At 64.4% G+C, this 24220-nt stretch carries 26 protein-coding genes; 1 reads left to right on the top strand and 25 read right to left on the bottom strand.

What is annotated here, in order from left to right; genetic code table 11:
• Position 1: 1 nt before the first annotated feature.
• The 21 genes from rpsH to rpsL all read right to left on the bottom strand — a co-directional run bounded on the left by rpsH (position 2) and on the right by rpsL (position 12600).
• Positions 2 to 394, bottom strand: a complete 393-nt coding sequence (rpsH, locus tag ACZ5CM_RS13815) for a 30S ribosomal protein S8 (RefSeq protein ID WP_464639420.1) — start codon at positions 392 to 394, stop codon at positions 2 to 4.
• 12 nt (positions 395 to 406) lie between these two features.
• Positions 407 to 712, bottom strand: coding sequence for a 30S ribosomal protein S14 (gene rpsN / locus ACZ5CM_RS13820; protein WP_464639422.1), 306 nt, complete (start codon positions 710 to 712; stop codon positions 407 to 409).
• Between the two features lie 18 nt (positions 713 to 730).
• Positions 731 to 1294 carry a 50S ribosomal protein L5 gene (gene rplE / locus ACZ5CM_RS13825; protein ID WP_464639424.1) on the bottom strand — a complete coding sequence of 188 codons (564 nt, stop codon included), beginning with the start codon at positions 1292 to 1294 and terminating at the stop codon, positions 731 to 733.
• Positions 1287 to 1598: a 50S ribosomal protein L24 gene (rplX, locus tag ACZ5CM_RS13830; protein ID WP_464639426.1), complete on the bottom strand. Its 312-nt coding sequence runs from the start codon at positions 1596 to 1598 to the stop codon at positions 1287 to 1289. The genes rplE and rplX overlap by 8 nt, the downstream gene beginning before the upstream one ends.
• A 1-nt stretch (position 1599) precedes the next feature.
• Positions 1600 to 1968: a 50S ribosomal protein L14 gene (gene rplN / locus ACZ5CM_RS13835; protein WP_011567679.1), complete on the bottom strand. Its 369-nt coding sequence runs from the start codon at positions 1966 to 1968 to the stop codon at positions 1600 to 1602.
• 76 nt (positions 1969 to 2044) lie between these two features.
• The gene (gene rpsQ / locus ACZ5CM_RS13840; RefSeq protein WP_464639428.1) at positions 2045 to 2275 is read right to left on the bottom strand and encodes a 30S ribosomal protein S17; all 231 of its coding nucleotides are present in this window, start codon (positions 2273 to 2275) and stop codon (positions 2045 to 2047) included.
• A gap of 15 nt (positions 2276 to 2290) precedes the next feature.
• Complete coding sequence (rpmC, locus tag ACZ5CM_RS13845; protein WP_464639430.1) at positions 2291 to 2491, bottom strand: 50S ribosomal protein L29; 201 nt, start codon at positions 2489 to 2491, stop codon at positions 2291 to 2293.
• 205 nt (positions 2492 to 2696) lie between these two features.
• Positions 2697 to 3317 (bottom strand): 2OG-Fe(II) oxygenase family protein, encoded by a 621-nt coding sequence (locus ACZ5CM_RS13850; RefSeq protein ID WP_464639432.1) that lies wholly within the window; start codon positions 3315 to 3317, stop codon positions 2697 to 2699.
• Positions 3318 to 3445: 128 nt separating this feature from the next.
• The gene (gene rplP, locus ACZ5CM_RS13855) at positions 3446 to 3859 is read right to left on the bottom strand and encodes a 50S ribosomal protein L16 (RefSeq protein ID WP_464639433.1); all 414 of its coding nucleotides are present in this window, start codon (positions 3857 to 3859) and stop codon (positions 3446 to 3448) included.
• Between the two features lie 12 nt (positions 3860 to 3871).
• Positions 3872 to 4579, bottom strand: coding sequence for a 30S ribosomal protein S3 (rpsC, locus tag ACZ5CM_RS13860; RefSeq protein WP_464639435.1), 708 nt, complete (start codon positions 4577 to 4579; stop codon positions 3872 to 3874).
• Positions 4579 to 4959, bottom strand: coding sequence for a 50S ribosomal protein L22 (gene rplV, locus ACZ5CM_RS13865; RefSeq protein WP_464639437.1), 381 nt, complete (start codon positions 4957 to 4959; stop codon positions 4579 to 4581). The genes rpsC and rplV overlap by 1 nt, the downstream gene beginning before the upstream one ends.
• A gap of 3 nt (positions 4960 to 4962) precedes the next feature.
• Complete coding sequence (rpsS, locus tag ACZ5CM_RS13870; protein ID WP_464639439.1) at positions 4963 to 5241, bottom strand: 30S ribosomal protein S19; 279 nt, start codon at positions 5239 to 5241, stop codon at positions 4963 to 4965.
• Between the two features lie 3 nt (positions 5242 to 5244).
• Positions 5245 to 6087, bottom strand: a complete 843-nt coding sequence (gene rplB / locus ACZ5CM_RS13875; RefSeq protein ID WP_464639441.1) for a 50S ribosomal protein L2 — start codon at positions 6085 to 6087, stop codon at positions 5245 to 5247.
• Between the two features lie 218 nt (positions 6088 to 6305).
• The gene (locus ACZ5CM_RS13880; protein WP_464639443.1) at positions 6306 to 6602 is read right to left on the bottom strand and encodes a 50S ribosomal protein L23; all 297 of its coding nucleotides are present in this window, start codon (positions 6600 to 6602) and stop codon (positions 6306 to 6308) included.
• The gene (rplD, locus tag ACZ5CM_RS13885; RefSeq protein WP_464639445.1) at positions 6599 to 7216 is read right to left on the bottom strand and encodes a 50S ribosomal protein L4; all 618 of its coding nucleotides are present in this window, start codon (positions 7214 to 7216) and stop codon (positions 6599 to 6601) included. Before rplD ends, ACZ5CM_RS13880 begins: the two co-directional genes overlap by 4 nt.
• On the bottom strand, positions 7213 to 7938 hold the full coding sequence (gene rplC / locus ACZ5CM_RS13890) for a 50S ribosomal protein L3 (RefSeq protein ID WP_464639447.1): 726 nt from the start codon (positions 7936 to 7938) through the stop codon (positions 7213 to 7215). Before rplC ends, rplD begins: the two co-directional genes overlap by 4 nt.
• Positions 7939 to 7959: 21 nt before the next feature.
• Positions 7960 to 8271, bottom strand: a complete 312-nt coding sequence (gene rpsJ, locus ACZ5CM_RS13895; protein ID WP_104008578.1) for a 30S ribosomal protein S10 — start codon at positions 8269 to 8271, stop codon at positions 7960 to 7962.
• Between the two features lie 78 nt (positions 8272 to 8349).
• Complete coding sequence (gene tuf / locus ACZ5CM_RS13900; RefSeq protein ID WP_464639450.1) at positions 8350 to 9525, bottom strand: elongation factor Tu; 1176 nt, start codon at positions 9523 to 9525, stop codon at positions 8350 to 8352.
• Between the two features lie 81 nt (positions 9526 to 9606).
• Entirely contained in the window at positions 9607 to 11724 is a 2118-nt protein-coding gene (gene fusA / locus ACZ5CM_RS13905) for an elongation factor G (RefSeq protein WP_464639452.1), read from the bottom strand.
• A 21-nt stretch (positions 11725 to 11745) separates the two neighbouring features.
• Positions 11746 to 12216: a 30S ribosomal protein S7 gene (rpsG, locus tag ACZ5CM_RS13910; RefSeq protein ID WP_464639454.1), complete on the bottom strand. Its 471-nt coding sequence runs from the start codon at positions 12214 to 12216 to the stop codon at positions 11746 to 11748.
• Positions 12217 to 12228: 12 nt separating this feature from the next.
• Positions 12229 to 12600 (bottom strand): 30S ribosomal protein S12, encoded by a 372-nt coding sequence (gene rpsL, locus ACZ5CM_RS13915; protein ID WP_464639456.1) that lies wholly within the window; start codon positions 12598 to 12600, stop codon positions 12229 to 12231.
• 379 nt (positions 12601 to 12979) lie between these two features.
• Between rpsL and ACZ5CM_RS13920 the strand changes: the two genes are divergently transcribed.
• The gene (locus ACZ5CM_RS13920) at positions 12980 to 13789 is read left to right on the top strand and encodes a putative rhamnosyl transferase (RefSeq protein ID WP_464639458.1); all 810 of its coding nucleotides are present in this window, start codon (positions 12980 to 12982) and stop codon (positions 13787 to 13789) included.
• Here the strand turns inward: ACZ5CM_RS13920 and ACZ5CM_RS13925 are convergent.
• From ACZ5CM_RS13925 to rpoB, 4 genes are all read right to left on the bottom strand, one after another.
• Positions 13774 to 14649, bottom strand: coding sequence for a DMT family transporter (locus tag ACZ5CM_RS13925; protein WP_464639460.1), 876 nt, complete (start codon positions 14647 to 14649; stop codon positions 13774 to 13776). The two genes, ACZ5CM_RS13920 and ACZ5CM_RS13925, sit on opposite strands and share 16 nt — an antisense overlap.
• 3 nt (positions 14650 to 14652) lie before the next feature.
• Complete coding sequence (locus tag ACZ5CM_RS13930; protein ID WP_464639462.1) at positions 14653 to 15459, bottom strand: glycosyltransferase; 807 nt, start codon at positions 15457 to 15459, stop codon at positions 14653 to 14655.
• A gap of 171 nt (positions 15460 to 15630) precedes the next feature.
• Complete coding sequence (rpoC, locus tag ACZ5CM_RS13935) at positions 15631 to 19875, bottom strand: DNA-directed RNA polymerase subunit beta' (RefSeq protein ID WP_464639464.1); 4245 nt, start codon at positions 19873 to 19875, stop codon at positions 15631 to 15633.
• 89 nt (positions 19876 to 19964) lie between these two features.
• Positions 19965 to 24101 (bottom strand): DNA-directed RNA polymerase subunit beta, encoded by a 4137-nt coding sequence (gene rpoB / locus ACZ5CM_RS13940; RefSeq protein ID WP_464639466.1) that lies wholly within the window; start codon positions 24099 to 24101, stop codon positions 19965 to 19967.
• Positions 24102 to 24220: the final 119 nt, after the last annotated feature.

A 24220-nucleotide genomic window follows, 5' to 3' on the forward strand; every position in this document is an offset into this window, starting at 1 on the left:
CTCAGAAGACGGTGCAAAGCACTTCGCCGCCGACATTGGCCGCGCGTGCATTCGCATCCGACATCACGCCCTTGGGCGTGGAGACAATCGACACGCCCAGGCCCTGACGGACCGAGGGCAGGTCCTTGACGCCCATATAGACGCGGCGCCCGGGCTTGGAGACCCGCTTCAGCTCGCGAATGACGGGTTCGCCTTCGTAGTATTTCAGGCTGATCTCGATGGCTGGGTGGCCGCGCTCGTCCGTGATGCGCTCGTAGCCGCGGATATAGCCCTCCTGCGCCAGCACGTCGAGCACCCAGGCCCGCAGCTTGGAGGCCGGCGTGACCACGGTGGACTTGCCGCGCATCTGCGCGTTGCGGATCCGGGTGAGCATGTCGCCGATAGGATCGTTCATTGCATGACCTCCTTACCAGCTCGATTTCACCAGGCCGGGGATCTGGCCCTGAGAGCCCAGTTCCCGCAGCGCGATCCGCGACACCTTCAGCTTGCGATAATACGCATGCGGACGGCCGGTCAGCTGACAGCGATTGTGCAGCCGCGAAGGCGCGCTGTTGCGCGGCAGTTTCGCCAGCTTCAGGCGCGCCTTGAAGCGCTCCTCCATGGGCAGGCTTTCGTCATTCGCGATTTCCTTCAGCGCGGCCCGCTTGGCGGCATACTTGGCCACCAGGCGCTGGCGCTTCTTCTCGCGTTCGATCATTGCTTTCTTAGCCATGATGTCTTTCTCCCAGGCTCAGCTGTTGAACGGCATGTTGAAATGCTTCAACAGCGCCTTGGCTTCAGCGTCGGTTTTCGCTGTGGTGGTGATCACGATGTCCATGCCCCAAACCTCGTCGACCTTGTCGAAGTCGATTTCCGGGAACACGATGTGCTCTTTCAGGCCCATGGCATAGTTGCCGCGGCCATCGAAGGCCGAACCCTTCACGCCGCGGAAGTCACGCACGCGCGGCAGGGCAATCGTGATCAGGCGATCAAGGAATTCATACATCCGGTCACCGCGCAGCGTCACCTTGACGCCCAGCGGCATGCCTTCGCGAACGCGAAAACCGGCGATCGACTTCTTGGCCTTGTTGATCACCGCCTTCTGGCCGGCGATCAGGCTCAGATCTTCCTGGGCCGACTTGACCTTCTTGGAGTCCTTCACTGCCTCGGAGCCGCAGCCGATATTGAGAACGATCTTTTCCAGACGCGGGATCTGCATGTCGTTGCGGTAACCGAACTCTTCCTTGAGCGCGGCGCGGATGCGGTCGCGGTATTCGGCCTTCAGACGCGGGGTGTAGTTTGCGGCATCAAGCATCGATCACGTCCCCCGTGGTCTTGGCGTAACGAACCTTCTTGCCGTCTTCCACGCGGAAGCCGACGCGGGTCGGTTTGCCGTTCTTGTCAACGATCGCCAGGTTGGACAGGTCGATCGGCATCGCCTTGGGCAGGCGGCCGCCCTGGCTGGTCTGGCTCTGGCGCGTGTGGCGAATGGCGATGTTGATGCCCTCGACCACAGCCTTGCCGGTCTTGGGATCGACCGACAGGATGGTGCCCTGCTTGCCCTTGTCCTTGCCGGCAAGCACGATCACCTTGTCGCCCTTCTTCAGTTTCGCGGCCATCTTACAGCACCTCCGGGGCGAGCGAGATGATCTTCATGAAGTTCTTGGCACGCAACTCGCGCACCACGGGCCCGAAGATGCGGGTGCCGATCGGTTCGTTGTTGTTGTTGAGGATCACCGCCGCGTTGCGGTCGAAGCGGATGGCAGTCCCGTCCTCGCGGCGGACCTCCTTGGCGGTGCGCACGACGACGGCCTTGCGCACGTCGCCCTTCTTCACGCGGCCGCGCGGGATGGCCTCCTTGACCGAGACGACGATGATGTCGCCGACCGAGGCATATTTCCGCTTGGATCCGCCCAGAACCTTGATGCACTGAACCCGGCGGGCGCCGGAGTTGTCAGCGACATCCAGATTGGTCTGCATCTGGATCATGTGGTTTCTCCCGACCTGTGGGGGCTGTTCTCGTTCACTCCCCCAGGGTTTCGATCAAACCGGAAGGCTTGGGGGCTTATGCCTCCAGAACCTCCCAGCGTTTCGTCTTCGATTTCGGCGCACATTCGACGATGCGAACGGTATCGCCGACCTTGAAGCTGTTCTTCGGGTCGTGCGCCCGGTATTTCTTCGACTTCCGCACCGTCTTCTTCAGAACCGGGTGGCGGAAACGGCGTTCCACCAGAACCGTCACGGTCTGGTCGTTGGCGTCCGAGGTCACGGTACCTTGCAGGATACGTTTGGGCATGGTCTCAACCGCTCCTTACTGTGCCGCTTCGGCGGCTTTTTCGTTCAGCACGGTCTTGACCCGCGCCACGTCACGGCGAACCGCGCGCATACGCGCCGTGTTCTCCAGCTGGCCGGTGGCCTGCTGGAAACGAAGGTTGAAAGCTTCCTTCTTGAGGTTGGCCAGTTCCTCGCGGAGCTGATCCGGGGTCTTGGCCCGCAGTTCATTGGCGTCCATCGCCTGTCTTTCCTTCTCTCAAAACACCAGAGAGCCCCGTCACGGGTCACCCTTGACCTGGTGGATGAATGACGAACACGCGAATCCCTCCCCTGGGAGGACTCCGCGGGATGCCGCTCTATAAGAGAGGGGCCCGCCGAGGGCAAGAAAAAGTTTTGCCCCCCCTGCCCCCGCGCGCAGCCCTGCGAACCGGGGAAACCCGGCCTCAACTCCAGGCATAGTTGAAGCTGATGCTGATCCGCTCCCGATTGGCCATGTTCATCGGCACCTCGTGGCGCAGCCAGCTTTCCCACAGCAGCACCTCGCCCGCCTTCGGCGCAACGTAGACGAAGCTTTGCAATTCGCGCCGCGCGCCCTTGCGCCGCACCGGCGCCGCCATCATCCGTGCCGAACGCGGATCCTCGAGCTTGAGCGCCCCTGCCCCGTCCGGGACCACCACATAGGTGGTGCCGCTGATGACGCTGTGCGGATGGATGTGCGATGAATGGGTGCCGCCCTCGGGCAGGATGTTGATCCACAGATCCTCCAGCCGCAGCGTGCGCCCGTCGAGGTCGAATTCCAGATCCTCGACGAAGGCGGCCACGTGCCGGTCCAGCGCCTTGACCAGATCGGCGAAGACCGGAAAGCGCCAGGGAAGATCGGTCAGCGAGGCATAGGAGGTATAGCCCGGATAGCCGTTTTCCGCGCACCACGCCTGCCCGGCCTCGTCGTCGGCGGCAATGGACAGGCACGATCCCTCCAGCTCTTCGGTATCGATGGCGGGGGGAAACTCGTCCAGCCGGGCGCGATAAAGGCGCGTGACGAAAAGCGATTCGATCTGCGACATGAGGCTTGTCCCGATGCGCTGTTGCGGAAAGAGGAAAACGGCTTTGCGACGGTCTTTGCGAAAAATCCCCCGCCGGACAGCCGGCGGGGGAGCGTTCATTCCATGAAGGGGCGTGCCCCGGCCATGGCCTACCAGTCTTCGCGAACCACGATCCGGGTCTTGATCGGCAGTTTCATCGCGGCGAGGCGCAGCGCCTCGCGGGCGATCTCGTCGGAAACGCCGTCGATCTCGAACATGATCCGGCCCGGTTTCACCTTGGCGGCCCAGTAATCGACCGAGCCCTTCCCCTTGCCCATCCGCACCTCGGTCGGCTTCGACGTCACCGGGGTGTCCGGGAAGATGCGGATCCAGACGCGGCCTTGCCGTTTCATGTGGCGGGTCATGGCCCGGCGCGCGGCCTCGATCTGGCGGGCGGTCACCCGCTCGGGCTGGAGCGCCTTCAGGCCGTAATGGCCGAAATTCAGGTCCGAGCCGCCCTTGGCCAGACCGCGAATACGGCCCTTGTGCATCTTTCGGAATTTCGTGCGCTTTGGTTGAAGCATCTCGTTTCCTCCTTAGCGGCGGCCACCGGCGCCGCGCGGTGCCGGACCTGCCTGGAGCTCCTGAAGGCGGCGGTCATGGGCCGAGGGGTCGTGCTCCATGATGTCGCCCTTGTAGATCCAGACCTTGATGCCGATGATGCCGTAGGGCGTCTTGGCCTCGGCGGTGGCATAGTCGATGTCGGCCCGCAGGGTGTGCAGGGGCACGCGGCCCTCGCGATACCACTCGGTCCGGGCGATCTCGGCGCCGCCAAGGCGGCCGGCGACATTGACCCGGATCCCCAGCGCCCCCATGCGCATGGCGTTCTGCACCGCCCGCTTCATCGCGCGGCGGAAACTGACCCGGCGTTCCAGCTGCTGGGCGATGGATTCGGCCACCAGCTGAGCGTCGAGCTCGGGCTTGCGCACCTCGACGATATTGAGGTGCAGTTCGCTGTCGGTCATGCGCGAGAGCTTCTTGCGCAGGGCCTCGATATCAGCGCCCTTCTTGCCGATGATCACGCCGGGGCGGGCGGTGTGGATCGTCACGCGGCACTTCTTGTGCGGGCGCTCGATGATCACGCGGGACACGCCGGCCTGCTTGCATTCGTTCTTGATGAAGTCGCGGATTTTCAGATCTTCCAGCAGAAGATCACCGAAATCCCTGGTGTCGGCATACCAGCGGCTGTCCCAGGTGCGGTTGACCTGAAGGCGCATGCCGATCGGATTGACTTTCTGACCCATTAGGCTTGCTCCTCGACTTGACGCACCTTGATGGTGAGCTCGGAAAACGGCTTCATGATCCTGCCGAACCGGCCACGGGCACGCGGGCGCCCGCGCTTCATGGTCAGGTTCTTGCCGACCCAGGCCTCGGCGACGATCAGCTCGTCCACGTCAAGGCCGTGGTTGTTCTCGGCATTGGCAATGGCCGATTGCAGGCACTTCTTCACGTCCTGCGCGATGCGTTTCTTCGAGAAGGTCAGCACGTTCAGCGCCTGGTCCACCTTCTTGCCGCGGATCATGGCCGCCACCAGGTTCAGCTTCTGCGGCGAGGTGCGAAGCATGCGAATCTTCGCCATCGCTTCGTTTTCTGCCACGCGGCGCGGGTTCTTTGCCTTGCCCATGACCTACTTCCTCTTCGCTTTCTTGTCGGCGGCGTGACCGTAATAGGTCCGCGTCGGCGAATACTCGCCGAACTTCTGGCCGATCATGTCCTCGGTCACCAGCACGGGGATGTGCTTGCGGCCGTTGTAGACGCCGAAGGTGAGCCCCACGAACTGGGGCAGGATGGTGGAGCGACGCGACCAGATCTTGATCACCTCGTTGCGCCCGGATTTGCGCGCAGCTTCGGCCTTTTTCAGCACGTAGCTGTCAACGAACGGGCCTTTCCAAACAGAGCGAGCCATGTCTTAGCGCCCCTTCTTCCTGGCGTGCCGCGAGCGAACGATGAGCTTGCTCGACGCCTTGTTCCGTTTGCGGGTCTTGGCCCCCTTGGTCGGCTTGCCCCAGGGCGTCACCGGGTGACGGCCGCCCGAGGTCCGGCCTTCACCGCCGCCATGCGGGTGATCGATCGGGTTCATCACCACGCCGCGGACACGGGGCCTGCGGCCCTTGAGACGCATCCGGCCGGCCTTGCCGAAATTCTGGTTGCTGTTGTCGGGGTTCGAGACCGCACCGACGGTGGCCATGCACTCCTGCCGGACCATGCGCAACTCGCCCGAGGACAGGCGGATCTGCGCATAGCCGCCATCGCGGCCGACGAACTGGGCATAGGTGCCGGCGGCACGGGCCAGTTGGCCGCCCTTGCCGGGCTTGAGCTCGATATTGTGAACGATGGTACCGATCGGCATCCCCGAAAACGGCATCGCGTTGCCCGGCTTGATGTCGGCCTTGGCGCTGGCGATCACCTGGTCGCCCACGGCCAGCCGCTGCGGCGCCAGGATGTAGGCCTGTTCGCCATCTTCATATTTCACCAGGGCGATGAAGGCGGTCCGGTTCGGATCGTATTCGATTCGCTCGACCGTGGCCGGAACGTCGAACTTGCGACGTTTGAAATCCACGATCCGGTAGAGACGCTTCGCCCCGCCGCCGCGGCGGCGCGAGGTGATCCGTCCGGTGTTGTTCCGGCCGCCCGACTTGGTCAACCCCTCGGTGAGGGATTTGACCGGACGCCCTTTCCAAAGCTCCGAACGGTCGATCAGCACCAGCCCGCGCTGGCCCGGCGTCGTCGGCTTGTACGACTTGAGTGCCATGCTTTCTGTCTTCCGTCTTGCAAATGCGAAGGCAACGCCCCCGCCATGTTTCAGGCCCCGAAGGTGCCATGGGTATAGGGCCCCGAAGGTCCCCGGTTCAGTCTGGCGGGCTTCCCCGCCCTTCGGTAGGTGCCGGAAATCCGGGATACGGGCCCCGAGACCGACCGAAAGCACGCAGCCCCGGACCGAATCCGGGGCTGCGCGGATGCGCCGTGGTATTAAAGACCCGTGGTCACGTCAATGGTGTTGCCCTCTTCGAGGGTCACATAGGCCTTCTTGACGTCGCGCCGGCGGCCGGGACGGCCGCGGAAGCGCTTGACCTTGCCCTTGATGATCGCGGTGTTCACCGCCTTGACCTTGACCCCGAACAGGGCCTCGACGGCTTCCTTGATCTGCGGCTTGTTGGCTTCCATCGCCACCTCGAAGACAACCGCGCCGTTTTCCGACGCCATGGTGGCCTTCTCGGTGATGATCGGCTTGCGGATCACATCGTAGTGTTCTGCCTTCGCGCTCATTTCAGACGAGCCTCCAGTGCTTCGACAGCCGCCCGGGTGAGCACCAGCGTGTCACGGCGGAGGATGTCATAGACGTTAGCGCCCATCGACGGCAGGATATCCAGACCCTCGATATTGCGGGCGGCGCGGGCAAAGCCCTCGTTGACGGTTTCGCCATCGATGATCAGCGCACGTTTCCAGCCCAGCTCGCGCACCTGACGTGCCAGCGTGCCGGTCTTGCCGTCGGCCTCGGCCGATTCGATCACCACCAGCTCGCCGGCCCTGGCCTTGGCGGACAGGGCGTGACGCAGGCCCAGCTTGCGGACCTTCTTGGGCAGATCATGGGCGTGGCTGCGCGGCACCGGCCCCTTGTAGACGCCACCCTTGCGGAAGATCGGCGCGTTGCGGTCACCGTGGCGGGCGCCGCCGGTGCCCTTCTGGCGATAGATCTTCTTGCCCGAATAGCTGGTCTCGGAGCGGGTCTTGACCTTGTGGGTGCCCTGCTGCGCCTTGTTGCGCTGCCAGCGGACCACACGGTGCAGGATGTCGGCGCGCGGCTCCAGCCCGAACACCTCGTCGGGCAGTTCGATCGCGCCGGCCTTGCCGCCGTCCAGTTTGATCACGTCGAGTTTCATGCTTCACCCCCTTCCGCGGGTGCTTCTTCCGCAGGCGCGGCAGCCTCGGCGGCCTTGAGACCGGCCGGAAACGGAACGCCCTCGGGCAGTTTCTTCTTCACCGCGTCCTTGATGGTGACCCAGCCGCCCTTGGCCCCCGGAACCGCGCCCTTGACCATGATCAGGCCGCGTTCGACGTCGGTCTTGACCACTTCCAGGTTCTGGGTGGTCACCCGGACCGCGCCCATGTGACCGGCCATCTTCTTGCCCTTGAACACCTTGCCGGGATCCTGGCACTGCCCGGTCGAGCCGTGGCTGCGGTGGCTGATCGACACACCGTGCGAAGCCCGCAGGCCGCCGAAATTGTGCCGTTTCATGGCACCGGCAAAGCCCTTGCCGATCGACGTGCCCGAAACATCCACCTTCTGCCCTTCGAGGAAATGCGCGGCCGAAATCTCGGCCCCCACCTCGATCAGGTTTTCCGGCGCCACGCGGAATTCGGCCAGCTTGCGCTTGGGCGCGACCTTGGCGGTCGCGAAATGGCCGCGCATGGCATTGCTCACCCGCTTCGCCTTGGCCGAGCCGGCACCGAGCTGAACCGCCGTGTAGCCGTCCTTCTCCTTGGTGCGCTGCGCGACCACCTGCACGTTGTCCAGTTGCAGAACGGTGACCGGAACCTGCCGGCCATCCTCCATGAACAGCCGGGTCATCCCGACCTTCCTGGCAATAACACCAGAGCGCATCTCGATTACCCTCCTGGTCCGTTACTGCAGCTTGATCTCGACATCCACGCCGGCGGCAAGGTCGAGCTTCATCAGCGCGTCCACCGTCTGCGGGGTCGGATCCACGATGTCCAAGAGCCGCTTGTGGGTGCGGATCTCGAACTGGTCGCGGGATTTCTTGTCGATATGCGGTCCGCGAAGAACCGTGAACTTCTCGATCTTGTTCGGCAGCGGAATCGGGCCGCGCACCTGCGCGCCGGTCCGCTTGGCGGTGTTCACGATTTCCTGCGTGCTGGCATCCAGCACGCGGTAGTCGAACGCCTTGAGCCGAATGCGAATGTTTTGGCTTTGCATTGTTGTCGCCCTTTCAGGCCTTGGAGTTGATAGGAGGACCACCGGACCGTCCGGTGGCCCTCGTCGAACCCGAGCGTGTTACTCGATGATCTTGGAGACGACGCCGGCGCCGACGGTGCGGCCGCCCTCGCGGATGGCGAAGCGCAGGCCGTCCTCCATGGCGATCGGTGCGATCAGCTCGACCGAGAACGACACGTTGTCCCCCGGCATCACCATCTCCGTCCCCTCGGGCAGCGTCACCGTCCCGGTCACATCCGTCGTGCGGAAGTAGAACTGCGGACGGTAGTTGGCAAAGAACGGCGTGTGACGACCACCCTCTTCCTTGGTCAGGATGTAGGCCTCGGCCTCGAACTTGGTGTGCGGCGTCACCGAGCCCGGCTTGCACAGCACCTGACCGCGCTCCACCTCGTCGCGGCCGATGCCCCGCAGCAGCGCGCCGATGTTGTCGCCCGCCTCGCCACGGTCCAGAAGCTTGCGGAACATCTCGACCCCGGTGCAGGTGGTCTTCTGCGTCGGACGGATGCCCACGATCTCCACCTCGTCGCCGACATTGATCACCCCGCGCTCGACCCGGCCGGTCACGACCGTGCCCCGGCCCGAGATCGAGAACACGTCCTCGATCGGCATCAGGAAGGGCTGGTCCACCGCGCGCTCGGGCGTCGGGATGTACTCGTCCACCGCCTTCATCAGCTCGCGGATCGAGTTCTCGCCGATCTCGGGGTTGTTGCCCTCAAGCGCGGCCAGCGCCGAGCCCTTGATGATCGGAATGTCGTCGCCGGGGAACTCGTAGGAACTCAGCAGCTCGCGGATCTCCATCTCCACCAGCTCCAGCAGCTCTTCGTCGTCAACCTGATCGACCTTGTTCATGTAAACGACCAGCGCCGGAACGCCCACCTGGCGGGCCAGCAGGATGTGCTCGCGCGTCTGCGGCATCGGGCCGTCGGCGGCGGACACCACCAGGATCGCGCCGTCCATCTGCGCCGCACCCGTGATCATGTTCTTCACGTAGTCGGCGTGGCCGGGGCAGTCCACGTGGGCGTAGTGGCGGTTCTCGGTCTCGTATTCCACATGCGCCGTCGAGATCGTGATCCCCCGCGCCTTCTCCTCCGGCGCGCCGTCGATCTCGTCATAGGCCTTGAAATCGCCGTAATACTTCGTGATCGCAGCCGTCAGCGTCGTCTTGCCGTGGTCAACGTGGCCGATCGTGCCGATGTTCACATGCGGTTTCGTCCGCTCAAACTTTTCCTTTGCCATGGTGGCCTCCTTGTTTCATTGGCGGTGCGCCGGGCGGCGCACCCTACGGGTGGTAGGGTGCGTGGTTTCCCACGCACCGCTTCATGCGTATTTCGCCTGAATCTCGTCCGAGATGTTCTGCGGCACCGGATCGTAGTGGTCGAACAGCATCGTGAACTGCGCCCGGCCCGAGGACATCGAACGCAGGTTGTTGATGTAGCCGAACATGTTGGCCAGCGGCACGAAGGCGTTGATCGCCACCGCGTTGCCGCGCGGCTCCTGGCCCGTGACTTGGCCGCGGCGCGAGGTCAGGTCGCCGATGATGTTGCCGGTATATTCCTCGGGCGTGATCACCTCGACCTTCATGATCGGCTCCAGCAGCTTGGGCCCGGCCATCTTGATGCCTTCGCGCATGCACATGCGCGCGGCGATCTCGAAGGCCAGCACCGACGAGTCCACGTCGTGATACTTGCCGTCCACCAGCGCCACCTTGAAGTCGATCACCGGGAAGCCGGCCAGCGGACCGGAATCCATCACCGACTGGATGCCCTTCTCGACACCGGGGATGTATTCCTTGGGCACCGCACCGCCGACGATGCGGGATTCGAAGGAATAGCCCTCGCCCGGCTCGGTCGGGGTGATCTCCAGCTTGACCTCGGCATACTGCCCCGAACCACCCGACTGCTTCTTGTGGGTGTAGGTATGCACCACCTGCCGCGAGATGGTCTCGCGATAGGCCACCTGCGGCGCGCCGATATTGGCCTCGACCTTGAATTCGCGCTTGAGCCGGTCCACCAGGATGTCCAGGTGAAGCTCGCCCATGCCCTTCATGATGGTCTGACCGGACTCGAGGTCGGTTTCGACCCGGAAGGAGGGGTCTTCAGCGGCAAGCCGCGCTAGGCCCTGGGCCATCTTTTCCTGGTCGTTCTTGGTCTTGGGCTCGATGGCGATCTCGATCACCGGATCGGGGAAGGTCATCGTTTCCAGAACCACCGGCTTGGCCGGATCGCACAGCGTGTCACCGGTGGTGGTCGCCTTCAGCCCGGCCAGCGCGATGATGTCGCCCGCGAAGGCCTCTTCGATTTCCTCGCGATTGTTGGAGTGCATCATCATCATCCGGCCGACGCGCTCGCGCTTGCCCTTGGTCGAGTTCAGCATCTGGTCGCCCTTCTTCAGGACGCCCGAATAGATGCGGGTAAAGGTGAGCGAGCCGACGAACGGGTCGTTCATGATCTTGAAGGCCAGCGACGAGAACGGCTCGTCATCCGAGGGATGACGGGCGATGTTGCGGGTCTCGGTCTCGTCACCGGGGGCAAAGCCCATGTAGGCCGGCACGTCCAGCGGGCTGGGCAGATAGTCGAGCACCGCGTTCAGCAGCGGCTGCACGCCCTTGTTCTTGAAGGCCGAACCGCACAGGACCGGCACGAAGCTCAGCGACAGCGTGCCCTTGCGGATCAGCTTGCGCAGCGTGTCGGCATCCGGCTCTTCGCCTTCGAGATAGGCCATCATGGCCTCGTCATCCATCTCGACCGCGGTTTCGATCAGCTTGCCGCGCCACTCTTCGGCGGTGTCCTTCAGCTCGTCGCGCACCGGGCGCTTTTCCCAGCTCGCACCCAGATCGTCGCCGGTCCAGACCCACTCTTCCATGGTGACCAGATCGACGATGCCTTCCAGCTGATCCTCGGCCCCGATCGGGATCTGGACGGGCGCCGGCGTGGCGCCGGTGCGGTCCGCGATCATGTGGACGCAGTTGAAGAAATCGGCACCGATCTTGTCCATCTTGTTGACGAACACGATCCGCGGCACCTTGTAGCGGTCGGCCTGACGCCACACGGTTTCGGTCTGCGGCTCGACGCCGGCATTGGCATCCAGAACTGCCACTGCACCGTCAAGCACGGCCAGCGAGCGTTCCACCTCGATGGTGAAGTCCACGTGGCCGGGGGTGTCGATGATGTTCAGGCGGTGCTTCTCGGTCTGCGGAGTCTTGCCGTCCTCGGTGCGTTCCCAGAAGGTGGTCGTCGCCGCCGAGGTGATGGTGATACCGCGTTCCTGCTCCTGCTCCATCCAGTCCATCGTCGCGGCGCCGTCATGCACCTCGCCGATCTTGTGGGACTTGCCAGTGTAATACAGGATGCGCTCGGTACAGGTGGTCTTGCCTGCATCGATATGAGCCATGATACCGAAATTCCGGTATCGCTCGAGCGGATATTCGCGTGCCATTGGTCTGGGTCCTTCCGGGGATTACCAGCGATAATGCGAGAAGGCCTTGTTGGCTTCTGCCATCTTGTGGGTGTCTTCGCGCTTCTTCACGGCGGTACCGCGCGACTGGACGGCGTCCAGCAGCTCGCCGGCGAGGCGTTCTTCCATGGTGTTTTCGTTGCGGTTGCGGCTGGCCTGGATCAGCCAGCGGATGGCGAGGGCCTCGCGGCGTTCGGGGCGAACCTCGACCGGAACCTGGTAGGTGGCGCCGCCGACCCGGCGCGAGCGCACCTCGACCGATGGCTTGATGTTCTCGAGCGCCTCGTGGAACACCTCGACCGGGGCGCGCTTGATCTTCGCCTCGACACGTTCCAGCGCGTTGTAGACGATGCGCTCGGCGACCGACTTCTTGCCGTCGATCATCAGGTTGTTCATGAACTTGGTCAGCACGCGATCGCCATACTTGGCGTCGGGCAGAACTTCGCGTTTTTCGGCGCGGTGACGACGGGACATCTTTCTATCCTCTTACTTCGGACGCTTGGCGCCATATTTCGAACGGCGCTGACGGCGGTCTTTGACGCCCTGCGTATCCAGAACGCCGCGCAGGATGTGATAGCGGACACCGGGGAGGTCCTTCACGCGGCCGCCACGGATCAGAACCACCGAGTGCTCCTGCAGGTTGTGGCTCTCGCCCGGAATGTACGAGATCACCTCGTAGCCGTTGGTCAGGCGCACCTTGGCCACCTTCCGCATGGCCGAGTTCGGCTTCTTCGGCGTGGTGGTATAGACGCGGGTGCACACGCCACGCTTCTGCGGACACTGCTCCAGATGCATGGACTTCGAGCGTTTCACTTTCGGCCGCCGCGGCTTGCGGATCAGCTGTTGGATCGTTGGCATTCCGGTTCTTTCCCCGTTTCGCAACACATGTGTCTGTGCACGCCTGGCGTGCGGTTGAACTCAAAAGCGCCCGGCGCGTCCGCAAAGCGCAAAAACCGCCTTCGCCCCCAATTTCCGGGAACGACGCGGTGGGTATCCAGAGGATCGGGCCCGCAGGCCGGATCGTGACCACTCCAGTACTGAAGTCGGCGCATGGGGACACGCCCCGGTGCCGAGATAGGCGCGCGTATATGGGGAGTCGCGCCCCCTGTCAACAGCCCGCTGCACGGCCATGCCGATAACCGCGCCCGCAAGGGCTCCGTTGCCGGGACCGCAAGCTTGCATATGCGCCCCCGGACATGGAACAAATGGGCATCGGGGGACAAGACGGGACGGCATCGTGCAGGTCATCGGAATATGCCGGTTTTCCTGGCCCGGGCTGGGCGGGTTTCAGGTCGAGCACGAATCGCTCGACGAGCGCATCGCCTGGCTTTACGCGCCCGCGCGGATGGAGGAACGCTTCCGCAGCTTCGAAACCATGACCCTGCCGGCGCTGAAGGCGCAGACCGATGACGATTTCACCTTTCTGGTGGTGATCGGCGACAGCCTTCCCGCCCGCTGGCGCGATCGGCTGGAGGCGCTGCTTCAGGACATGCCGCAGGCGGTGATCCAGCCCCGCCCGCCGGGACCGCACCGGCAGGTGATGCAGGAGGCGATCAACTCCGTCCGCCGCCCCGCTGGCGAGCCTTGCCTGCAATTCCGCATGGACGACGACGACGCGGTGGCGCGGGTGTTCGTGGAACGGCTGCGCGAGGCGGCGCGCGACCTGCAGGCGCTGGCGCGCAAGCACCGCTTTCTGGCGATCGATTTCAACCGGGGCTACATCGCCCGCCCCGGCCCCGAGGGCCTCTCGGTCGCCCCGACGACCGAACCCTTCACCACCGCGGCACTTGGCCTGATGACCAGACCCGGGGCGAGGCTGAGCATCATGAACTTCGCCCACCACAAGCTTGCACAGATCATGCCCACCGTCAGCTTTCCCGACGAAGACATGCTGGTGCGCGGGCACGGCGACTTCAACGACTCGCGCCAGTCGCCGCGGGTCAGGCCGATCCGGCTGATCCCTCTCGATCCCGCGGGCGAGGCGCATTTCCGGGCCACCTTCAACATCGACGCCGATCACGTCCGCCGGGTCTATTCGGATGCGTGACGTCTCGCCATGCGTTCGCGGTACAACGTGAACACCCCCGAGGCGATGACGATCCCGGCGCCCGCCATGGTCAGCGGGTCGGGCCAGTCCGAAAACACCAGCCAACCCAAGACCAGCGCCCAGAGCAGGCCCGAATACCTAAACAGCGCGGTGAAGGAAACCTCGCCCACCCGCATGACCTGAACGCTGAGGAAATACCCCCCGAGTATCAGGACCGAGGCCAGGGCGATGAGCGCGGCGTTCTGCGCGGTGACGGGCTGCCAGCCGGCTCCCGCCGACGCCAGCGCCGCAAACAGGGTGACCGACAGGGCCGAAAGCAGCGTCACGGTCATCGAAGGCACCTCGGCCGACATCCGGCGGGTGGACAGATCGCGGATCGTGACGCACAGCACCGCCGCCAAGGCGTAAAGGGAATCGAGGCTGAACCCGTCCGGCCCCGGTCGCACGATCAGCAACATCCCCGAAAATCCCGCCACGATCGCCAGAAGCCGGCGCCAGCCCACCGGCTCACCGAAGAAAAGCGCCGCGCCCAGCGTGACCGAAAGCGGCAGAACCTGCAGCACCGCGGTCACGTTGGCCAGCGGCATGTTCATCAGCGCGGTAAGGAAGAATGCGGTCGCCCCGATCTCGGCCCCGCAGCGCAGCGCGATCAGCGCCCAGTCCCCGCGCGGCAGCCGCAGCCGCAACGTCCCCAGGTGCCGCGCGAGCAGATAGATGAGAACCGTGGTCAGGATCCCCCGCATGGCAATCATCTGGAACAGCGGCTGGGCGTGACCGACTGCCTTGATGGCGGTATCGTTCAGGGTGAAGGCCGCCATCGAGCCCATCATCAACAGCGCGCCCCGCGCGTTCGGCGACATGGTTCAGAGTGCCCTCAATTCGTCGAGCGTGATCCCGAAATGTTGCCGAAGCTGACGGTCCAGAAGCCGCGGGCGCCAGCGGCCGACGATCCCCATGCGCGGCGTTTCCGACTTGTTGTCGCCATGCACGGTGCGGATATAGGCCGGCACGGAAATGTCGGAATAGGTCGTGTAGTGCTGCAGCAGCTTGCGGTGCACGTACCTGTAGGGGTTGCGCCCGTAGCCCACCGGGGCGACCAGCGTCGTGCCCGCCGATAGCGGGGCGCGCTCGGTCGAATCGAAGACCTCGTTCCCGCCTTCTCCGCGGATCACGTAGAACCCGCGACCATGGGCAATGATGAACGGCATCCCCGGGTCCTGAAAGGCCAGCAGGCCGTGGGCCAGGCGCTTGGTCCGGGCGACGAAGTCCCGGTCCAGCGCATCGTCGTCATCCAGCCGGAACTGGAACAGATGCGTGCTCTCGCCGGTGGGAATGGTGGCATAGGCACGCTGGATCAGGCGGTAATGGTTGTCGGGCGCGGCCTTGAGCAGATGCAGGTTCGGGTGCGGCGCCAGCAGATCCTCCAGCCGCTCCATCCAGGGCGCGGGCAGCGCCTCGGCGGTCAGGATGACCATGTCGAATTCCTGGTCCGTCTGGGAAACCAGCGAAGGCAGGCACAGCTTTTCGAACAGGTGAAAGCGCAGCTCCAGCCGGTCGGGGGAAAAGATATGCGCGGCAACCGCTTCGACCGAGCCGAGCTCGTCAGTATAGAAGGTCGGGCTCAGAACCGAGAACCGAAGCACCCCGATGGTTTTCGCACTGACCGCCATGCCCCCTCAACCCTCTGCCGACAACGGCCCCAACAAACACCGCCGCGGCGCGGAAGGAAAGGCCGCATTTGCACCGGCGCCTTCCGCCGCGCAGGCCGGCGCGGCGGAAGAAAGAACCCCCGCGCCGGGCGGGCGCGGGGGCGGTTTTCGGTGTGAGCTGTCCGGTCGCGCCTATTCGCGGCTTTCGGGCGTGTCCACGAGGGTGTCGAATTCGTCGCCCCCGACCACGTCGTCCATCATCGGTGCAGCCAGTGCGGCCGCGGCCTCGGCCTCGGCCCTGCGTGCCTCGATCACCTTGTTGTCGCGCTCCTGCGCGATGCGGCGAACCCGCTGGGTCGCCCCGCCGGTCCCTGCCGGGATCAGGCGGCCGACGATCACGTTCTCCTTCAGCCCCAGAAGCTTGTCCACCTTGCCCTGCACGCTGGCCTCGGTCAGCACGCGGGTGGTTTCCTGGAAGCTCGCCGCCGAGATGAACGAACGCGTCTGCAGCGACGCCTTGGTGATCCCCAGCAGAACCGGCTGCGCCTGGGCCGGGCGGCCGCCCTTGGCCTCGGCCTTGGCGTTGGCGGCCTCCAGCTCCTGCTTGTCCACGTGCTCGCCCTTCAGAAGCGTGGTATCGCCGGAATCGGTGATCTCCCACTTCTGAAGCATCTGGCGCACGATGACCTCGATGTGCTTGTCATTGATCTTCACGCCCTGAAGGCGATAGACCTCCTGCACCTCGTTGATCATGTATTCGGCCAGGGCCTCGACACCCAGGATGTTCAGGATGTCATGCGGCGCCGGATTGCCGTCCATGATGTAGTCGCCCTTCTGCACGAAGTCGCCTTCCTGCACCGGGATGTGCTTGCCCTTGGGCACCATGTATTCGACCGGCTCCTGGCTGTCGTCGGCCGGTTCGATGGTGATGCGACGCTTGTTCTTGTAGTCGCGCCCGAAGCGGATGTAGCCGTCGATCTCCGCGATGATCGCATGGTCCTTGGGGCGGCGTGCCTCGAACAGTTCGGCCATCCGCGGCAGACCGCCGGTGATGTCCTTGGTCTTGGCGCCCTCGCGCGGGATCCGCGCCACCACGTCACCGGCCCTGATCTCCTGCCCGTCCTCGACCGACAGGATCGCATCGACCGACATCGGGTAGGTCACCGGGTTGCCGGCATCGTTGCGCACCGGCTCGCCGGTTTCGGGATCGACGATGATGATCTCGGGCTTGAGATCGTTGCCCTTGGGCGCGGCCCGCCAGTCGATGACGATCTTCTGGGTCATGCCGGTGGCATCGTCGGTCTCTTCGCGCACCGCCACGCCCGAGACCAGATCCACGAACTTCGCGATCCCGCCCTTCTCGGCGATGATCGGCAGGGTGTAGGGATCCCACTCGAACAGCTTGTCGCCGCGCTCCACCTTCTGGCCGTCCCGGACGAACAGCCTGGAGCCATAACCCACCTTGTGGCTGGCACGGTCCTGACCGTGCTCGTCGCGGATGACGAGCTTCATGTTGCGTCCCATCACCATGATCTCGCCCGCCGCATTCTCCAGCGTGATGGCGTTCTCGAACACCACGGTGCCGGCCTGGCTGGCCTCCTGGAAGGACTGCTGGCCACCCTGGGCGACACCGCCGATATGGAAGGTCCGCATGGTCAGCTGCGTGCCCGGCTCGCCGATCGACTGGGCGGCGATGATCCCCACGGCCTCGCCCACGTTCACCATGGTGCCGCGGGCTAGGTCCCGGCCATAGCACATGGCGCAGACGCCTTCCTCGGCCTCGCAGGTGAGCGGGCTGCGGATGCGCGCGGACTGGATCTCGGATTGTTCGATCTTCTCGGCCATGCGTTCGTCGATCAGCTGCCCGGCCGCGACGATCACCTCGTCGGTACCCGGAGCGACGATGTCCTCGGCAGCCACCCGGCCCAGAAGCCGCTCGGACAGGGTGGCGACCACTTCGCCGTCATTTACGGCCGCGGTAGCCGTGATCGCGCGGTCGGTGCCGCAGTCCTGTTCGCGCACGATGCAGTCCTGCGCCACGTCAACCAGGCGGCGGGTAAGATAACCCGAGTTGGCCGTCTTGAGCGCGGTATCGGACAGACCCTTGCGCGCGCCGTGCGTGGAGTTGAAATACTCCAGCACGGTCAGGCCTTCCTTGAAGTTCGAGATGATCGGCGTCTCGATGATGTCACCGCTGGGCTTGGCCATCAGGCCGCGCATGCCGCCCAGTTGCTTCATCTGCGTCACCGACCCCCGGGCGCCGGAATGGGCCATCATGTAGACGCTGTTGGGCTCCATCTCGGCGCCATTCTCGTCCCGCTTCACCGCCGAGATGGACGCCATCATCGCCTCGGTCACGCGGTCGTTGCACTTGGACCAGGCATCGACGACCTTGTTGTACTTCTCGCCCTGGGTGATGAGGCCGTCCATGTACTGCTGCTCGAAATCCTTGACGAGCTCGCGCGTCTCCTCGACGATCTTCCACTTCTCCTCGGGGATCAGCATGTCGTCCTTGCCGAAGGAAATGCCGGCCTTGAATGCCTCGCGGAAGCCCATGGTCATGATCTGGTCGCAGAAGATGACCGACTCCTTCTGCCCGCAATAGCGGTACACGGTGTCGATGACCTGCTGCACCTCTTTCTTGCGCAGAAGGCGGTTGACCAGGTCGAAGGGCGCCTTGGCATTCTTCGGCAGCAGCGCACCCAGCCGGACGCGGCCCGGCGTGGTCTCGTAGCGCTTGACGATCTCGTTGCCTTCGTCGTCGATCTGCGGAATGCGGCAGGTGATGCGCGCGTGCAGATGCACCTCGCCCGCGTTCAGGGCGTGTTCCACCTCTTCGATCGAGGCGAAGATCTTGCCCTCGCCCTTCATCCCCTCGCGCTGCAGCGTGACATAGTAGAGGCCCAGGATCATGTCCTGCGACGGCACGATGATCGGGCTGCCATTGGCCGGGCTGAGGACGTTGTTGGTGGACATCATCAGCACCCGCGCCTCCAGCTGGGCCTCGAGGCTGAGCGGCACGTGCACGGCCATCTGGTCGCCGTCGAAATCGGCGTTGAAGGCCGAACACACCAGCGGATGCAGCTGGATCGCCTTGCCCTCGATCAGCACCGGCTCGAAGGCCTGGATGCCCAGCCTGTGCAGCGTCGGCGCGCGGTTGAGCAGCACCGGGTGCTCGCGGATCACCTCGTCAAGGATGTCCCACACCTCGGGGCGCTCCTTTTCCACCAGCTTCTTGGCCTGCTTGACGGTCGAGGACAGGCCCTTGGCCTCAAGCCGCGAATAGATGAAGGGCTTGAACAGCTCCAGCGCCATCTTCTTGGGCAGGCCGCATTGATGCAGCTTCAGCTCGGGGCCGGTCACGATCACCGAGCGGCCCGAGAAGTCCACCCGCTTGCCCAGAAGGTTCTGGCGGAAGCGGCCCTGCTTGCCCTTGAGCATGTCCGAAAGCGATTTCAACGGCCGCTTGTTGGCCCCGGTGATGACGCGCCCGCGCCGGCCGTTGTCGAACAGCGCATCCACCGCCTCCTGCAGCATGCGCTTTTCGTTGCGCACGATGATGTCGGGGGCGCGCAGCTCGATCAGACGCTTGAGGCGGTTGTTGCGGTTGATGACCCGGCGGTAGAGGTCGTTCAGGTCCGAGGTCGCAAAGCGGCCCCCGTCCAGCGGCACCAGCGGGCGCAGCTCGGGCGGGATCACCGGGATCACCGTCATCACCATCCATTCCGGGCGGTTGCCGGATTCGATGAAGCTTTCGATCACCTTCAGCCGCTTGATGATCTTCTTGGGCTTGAGCTCGCCGGTGGCCTCGGCCAGATCGGCGCGCAGCTGTTCGGCCTCGGCTTCGAGGTCGATCATGGCCAGCATCTCGCGGATCGCCTCGGCGCCGATATTGGCGGTGAAGGCGTCCATGCCGTACTGGTCCTGAGCGTCCATGTACTCTTCTTCGGTCAGCATCTGCCCGTAGGTCAGATCGGTCAGGCCGGGCTCGATGACGACGTAGTTTTCGAAATAGAGCACCCGTTCAAGATCGCGCAGGGTCATGTCCAGCATCAGGCCGATGCGCGAGGGCAGCGACTTCAGAAACCAGATATGGGCCACCGGAGCGGCCAGCTCGATATGGCCCATGCGCTCGCGCCGGACCTTCTGCAGCGTTACCTCGACGCCGCATTTCTCGCAGACCACGCCACGATATTTCATACGCTTGTACTTGCCGCACAGGCACTCGTAATCCTTGACGGGGCCGAAGATGCGGGCGCAGAACAGCCCGTCGCGCTCGGGCTTGAAGGTGCGGTAGTTGATGGTCTCGGGCTTCTTGATCTCGCCATAGGACCAGCTGAGGATCCGCTCGGGGCTGGCCAGCGAGACGCGGATCTCGTCGAACACCTTGGGCGGGGTCAGCGGGTTGAACGGGTTGTTGGTCAGTTCCTGGTTCATCTGGTTGATGTCCTCAAAATCGTGCGGAAGTCGGTGCGACGCGGCAGGAAGGCGTTTTCAAACGCCTTCCCAAGGGCTTTCGAAAGCCCTTATTCCTCGACCTCCGCATCCAGGAGTTCCATGTTCAGGCCGAGTCCGCGAACTTCCTTGACGAGCACGTTGAAGCTCTCGGGAACGCCCGCCTCGAAATTGTCCTCGCCCTTGACGATGCTTTCATAGACCTTGGTCCGGCCCGCCACGTCGTCCGACTTGACGGTGAGCATCTCCTGCAGCGTGTAGGCGGCACCATAGGCCTCCAGCGCCCAGACCTCCATCTCGCCGAAGCGCTGACCGCCGAACTGGGCCTTGCCGCCCAGCGGCTGCTGGGTGACCAGGCTGTAGGGCCCGGTCGAGCGCGCGTGGATCTTGTCGTCCACCAGGTGATGCAGCTTGAGCAGATACTTCATGCCCACGGTCACGGGCCGCGAGAACTGCTCGCCGGTGCGGCCGTCATAGAGGATCGACTGGCCCGAACTGTCGAAGCCCGCGCGGATCAGCGCGTCGTTCACGTCGGCCTCCTTGGCGCCGTCGAAGACCGGCGTGGCGATGGGAACGCCGCGGGTGACGTTGCTGGCAATCTCGACCAGGCGGTCCTCGTCCAGATCCCTGATGCCCTCTTCATAGACATCCTCGCCATAGGCATGGCGCAGCGCCTCGCGCACCGGGGTCAGGTCGCCCGAGCGGCGATATTCCTGCAACGCCTCGTCCACCTTCAGACCCAGACCGCGCGCCGCCCAGCCCATGTGGGTTTCGAGAATCTGGCCCACATTCATCCGCGAGGGCACGCCCAGAGGGTTGAGGCAGATGTCCACCGGCGTGCCGTCGGCCAGGAACGGCATGTCCTCGACCGGCACCACCTTCGAGACCACGCCCTTGTTGCCGTGGCGCCCGGCCATCTTGTCGCCCGGCTGCAGCTTGCGTTTGACGGCGACGAAGACCTTGACCATCTTCATCACCCCCGGCGGCAGGTCGTCGCCGCGGCGGACCTTCTCCACCTTGTCCTCGAAGCGGGCATCGAGGGCGCGCTTTTGCGCCTCGTACTGCTCGTGCAGGGCCTCGACCGCCTGGGCATCGGCCTCGTCCCCCAGTGCCAACTGCCACCACTGGCCGCGGGTCAGGGTCTCCAGCAGCTCTTCGGTGATCTCGGAGCCTGCCTTGACGCCGCGGGGGCCCTTGACCGCGGTCTTGCCCAGAAGCAGCGATTTCAGCCGCGCATAGATGTTGCGGTCGAGGATCGCCAGCTCGTCATCGCGGTCGCGGGCCAGGCGCTCGACCTCCTCGCGTTCGATCTGCAGCGCACGCTCGTCCTTTTCCACCCCGTGGCGGTTGAACACGCGCACCTCGACCACGGTGCCGAAATCGCCCGGCTTCACCCGCAGCGAAGTGTCGCGCACGTCCGAGGCCTTTTCCCCGAAGATCGCGCGCAGCAGCTTTTCTTCCGGCGTCATCGGGCTTTCGCCCTTGGGGGTGATCTTGCCCACCAGGATGTCGCCCGGCTGCACGTCGGCGCCGATATAGACGATGCCGGCCTCGTCGAGATTGCGCAGCGCCTCCTCGCCGACATTGGGAATGTCGCGGGTGATTTCCTCGGGGCCCAGCTTGGTGTCGCGGGCGGCGACCTCGAACTCCTCGATATGGATCGAGGTGAACACGTCGTCCTGGGCGATGCGCTCGGAGATCAGGATCGAGTCCTCGTAGTTGTAGCCGTTCCAGGGCATGAAGGCGACGACCACGTTCTTGCCCAGCGCCAGCTCGCCCATGTCGGTGGAGGGGCCGTCGGCGATGACCTCGCCCTTCTCGACCTTCTGCCCCACCTTCACCAGCGGCCGCTGGTTGATGCAGGTGTTCTGGTTCGAGCGCTGGAACTTGCGCATCCGGTAGATGTCCACCCCGGCATCGCCCAGTTCCAGATCCTCGGTGGCGCGGATGACGATGCGCTGGGCATCGACCTGATCGACCACGCCGCCGCGGCGGGCCTGGATGGCGGCACCGGAATCGATCGCCACCTTGCCCTCCATGCCGGTGCCCACCAGCGGCGCCTCGGCCCGCAACAGCGGCACCGCCTGGCGCTGCATGTTCGAGCCCATCAGCGCCCGGTTGGCGTCGTCGTTCTCAAGGAAGGGAATCAGCGACGCCGCCACCGACACCAGCTGCTTCGGCGAGACGTCGATCAGGTCCACGGTTTCGCGCGGGGCCAGCATGTAATCGCCGGCGCGGCGGGTGGAGACCAGGTCGTTCACGAAGCGCCCCTCTTCGTCCAGCGTCGCGTTCGCCTGGGCGATGGTGTGGCGCATCTCCTCGGTGGCGGACATGTAATGGACCTCGTCGGTCACCTTGCCGTCCTTCACCACCCGGTAGGGGGTTTCGATGAAGCCATACTTGTTCACCCGCGCGAATGTCGCCAGGCTGTTGATCAGGCCGATATTCGGCCCTTCCGGCGTCTCGATCGGACACATCCGGCCGTAATGGGTGGGGTGCACGTCGCGCACCTCGAAGCCGGCGCGCTCGCGGGTCAGACCGCCCGGCCCCAGCGCCGAGAGGCGGCGCTTGTGGGTCACCTCGGACAGCGGGTTGGTCTGGTCCATGAACTGGCTCAGCTGCGAGGAACCGAAGAACTCGCGCACCGCCGCCGCCGCCGGCTTGGCGTTGATCAGATCCTGCGGCATCACCGTGTCGATTTCCACCGAGGACATGCGCTCCTTGATGGCGCGTTCCATCCGCAGCAGGCCGACGCGATACTGGTTCTCCATCAGCTCGCCCACCGAGCGCACCCGGCGGTTGCCAAGATGGTCGATGTCGTCCACCTCGCCCTTGCCGTCGCGCAGCTCGACCAGGGCCTTGATGCAGGCGACGATATCCTCGCGGTCCAGCGTGCGCTGGGTGTCGGGCTTGTCCAGCGCCAGGCGCATGTTCATCTTGACCCGGCCCACGGCGGACAGGTCATAGCGCTCGCTGTCGAAGAACAGGCTGTCGAACAGGGCGCTGGCGGCCTCGACGGTGGGCGGCTCGCCCGGCCGCATCACGCGATAGATGTCCATCAGCGCGCTTTCGCGGTTCCAGTTCTTGTCCACCGCCATGGTGTTGCGGATGTAGGGGCCGACATTGATGTTGTCGATGTCGAGCACCGGGATCTCGGTGAAGCCGGCATCGAGCAGCTCCTTCACGGTGCCGCCGGTCAGCATGCCGTCCTTGTCGTATTCCAGCGTCAGCTCGTCGCCGGCCTCGACATAGATGGCGCCGGTTTCCTCGTTGATGATGTCGCGGGCCACGAACTTGCCGGCGATATGATCGAAGGGAACCAGAAGATGGGTGATCTTCCCCTCTTCCTTCCACTTCTTGACCATGCGCGGCGTGACTTTCTTGCCTGCCTCGCAGATCACCTCGCCGGTATCGGCATCCACGAGATCGTACTGCGGGCGGGTGCTGCGCACACGGTCGGGGAAAAATTCGGTCACCCAGCCCTCGCCCTTGCGCAGGCTGTAGGTGACGGAGTCGTAATAGGCATCCATGATGCCTTCCTGGTCCAGCCCCAGCGCATACAGCAGGGTCGTCACCGGCAGCTTGCGGCGCCGGTCGATGCGGGCATGGACGATGTCCTTGGCGTCGAATTCGAAATCCAGCCACGAGCCGCGATAGGGAATGATCCGGCAGGCATAGAGCAGCTTGCCCGAGCTGTGCGTCTTGCCCTTGTCGTGATCGAAGAACACGCCCGGAGAGCGGTGCATCTGGCTGACGATCACCCGCTCGGTGCCGTTGACGATGAAGGTGCCGTTGGGGGTCATGAGCGGCATGTCGCCCATGAACACGTCCTGCTCCTTGATGTCCTTGACCGAGCGCGCGCCGGTGTCCTCGTCCACGTCGAACACGATCAGCCGCAGCGTGACCTTCAGCGGCGCGCTGTAGGTCATGTCGCGCTGCATGCATTCCTCGACATCGTATTTCGGCTTCTCGAGTTCGTATTTCACGAATTCGAGCACGGCGGTTTCGTTGAAATCCTTGATCGGGAACACCGACTGGAAGACGCCCATGATCCCTTCGCCATCCTGCGGCTCGGGGCCTTCGCCGGACTTCAGGAACAGCTCGTACGAGGATTTCTGAACCTCGATCAGGTTCGGCATCTCCAGCACTTCGCGGATCTTGCCGTAATATTTGCGAAGACGTTTCTGGCCAATGAAGCTTTGCGCCATGTCAGAGGTCACCTCTATCAGTTCTCACCGGTCGGGCGGGCCGCCGGGCACCGGCCCCCCTGACCATTCGAGACAGCGTGTCAGGATCAATTCATGGCCACCATCCCGACCGATGGCCT

The sequence above is a fragment of the Piezobacter thermophilus genome, from assembly GCF_055386745.1.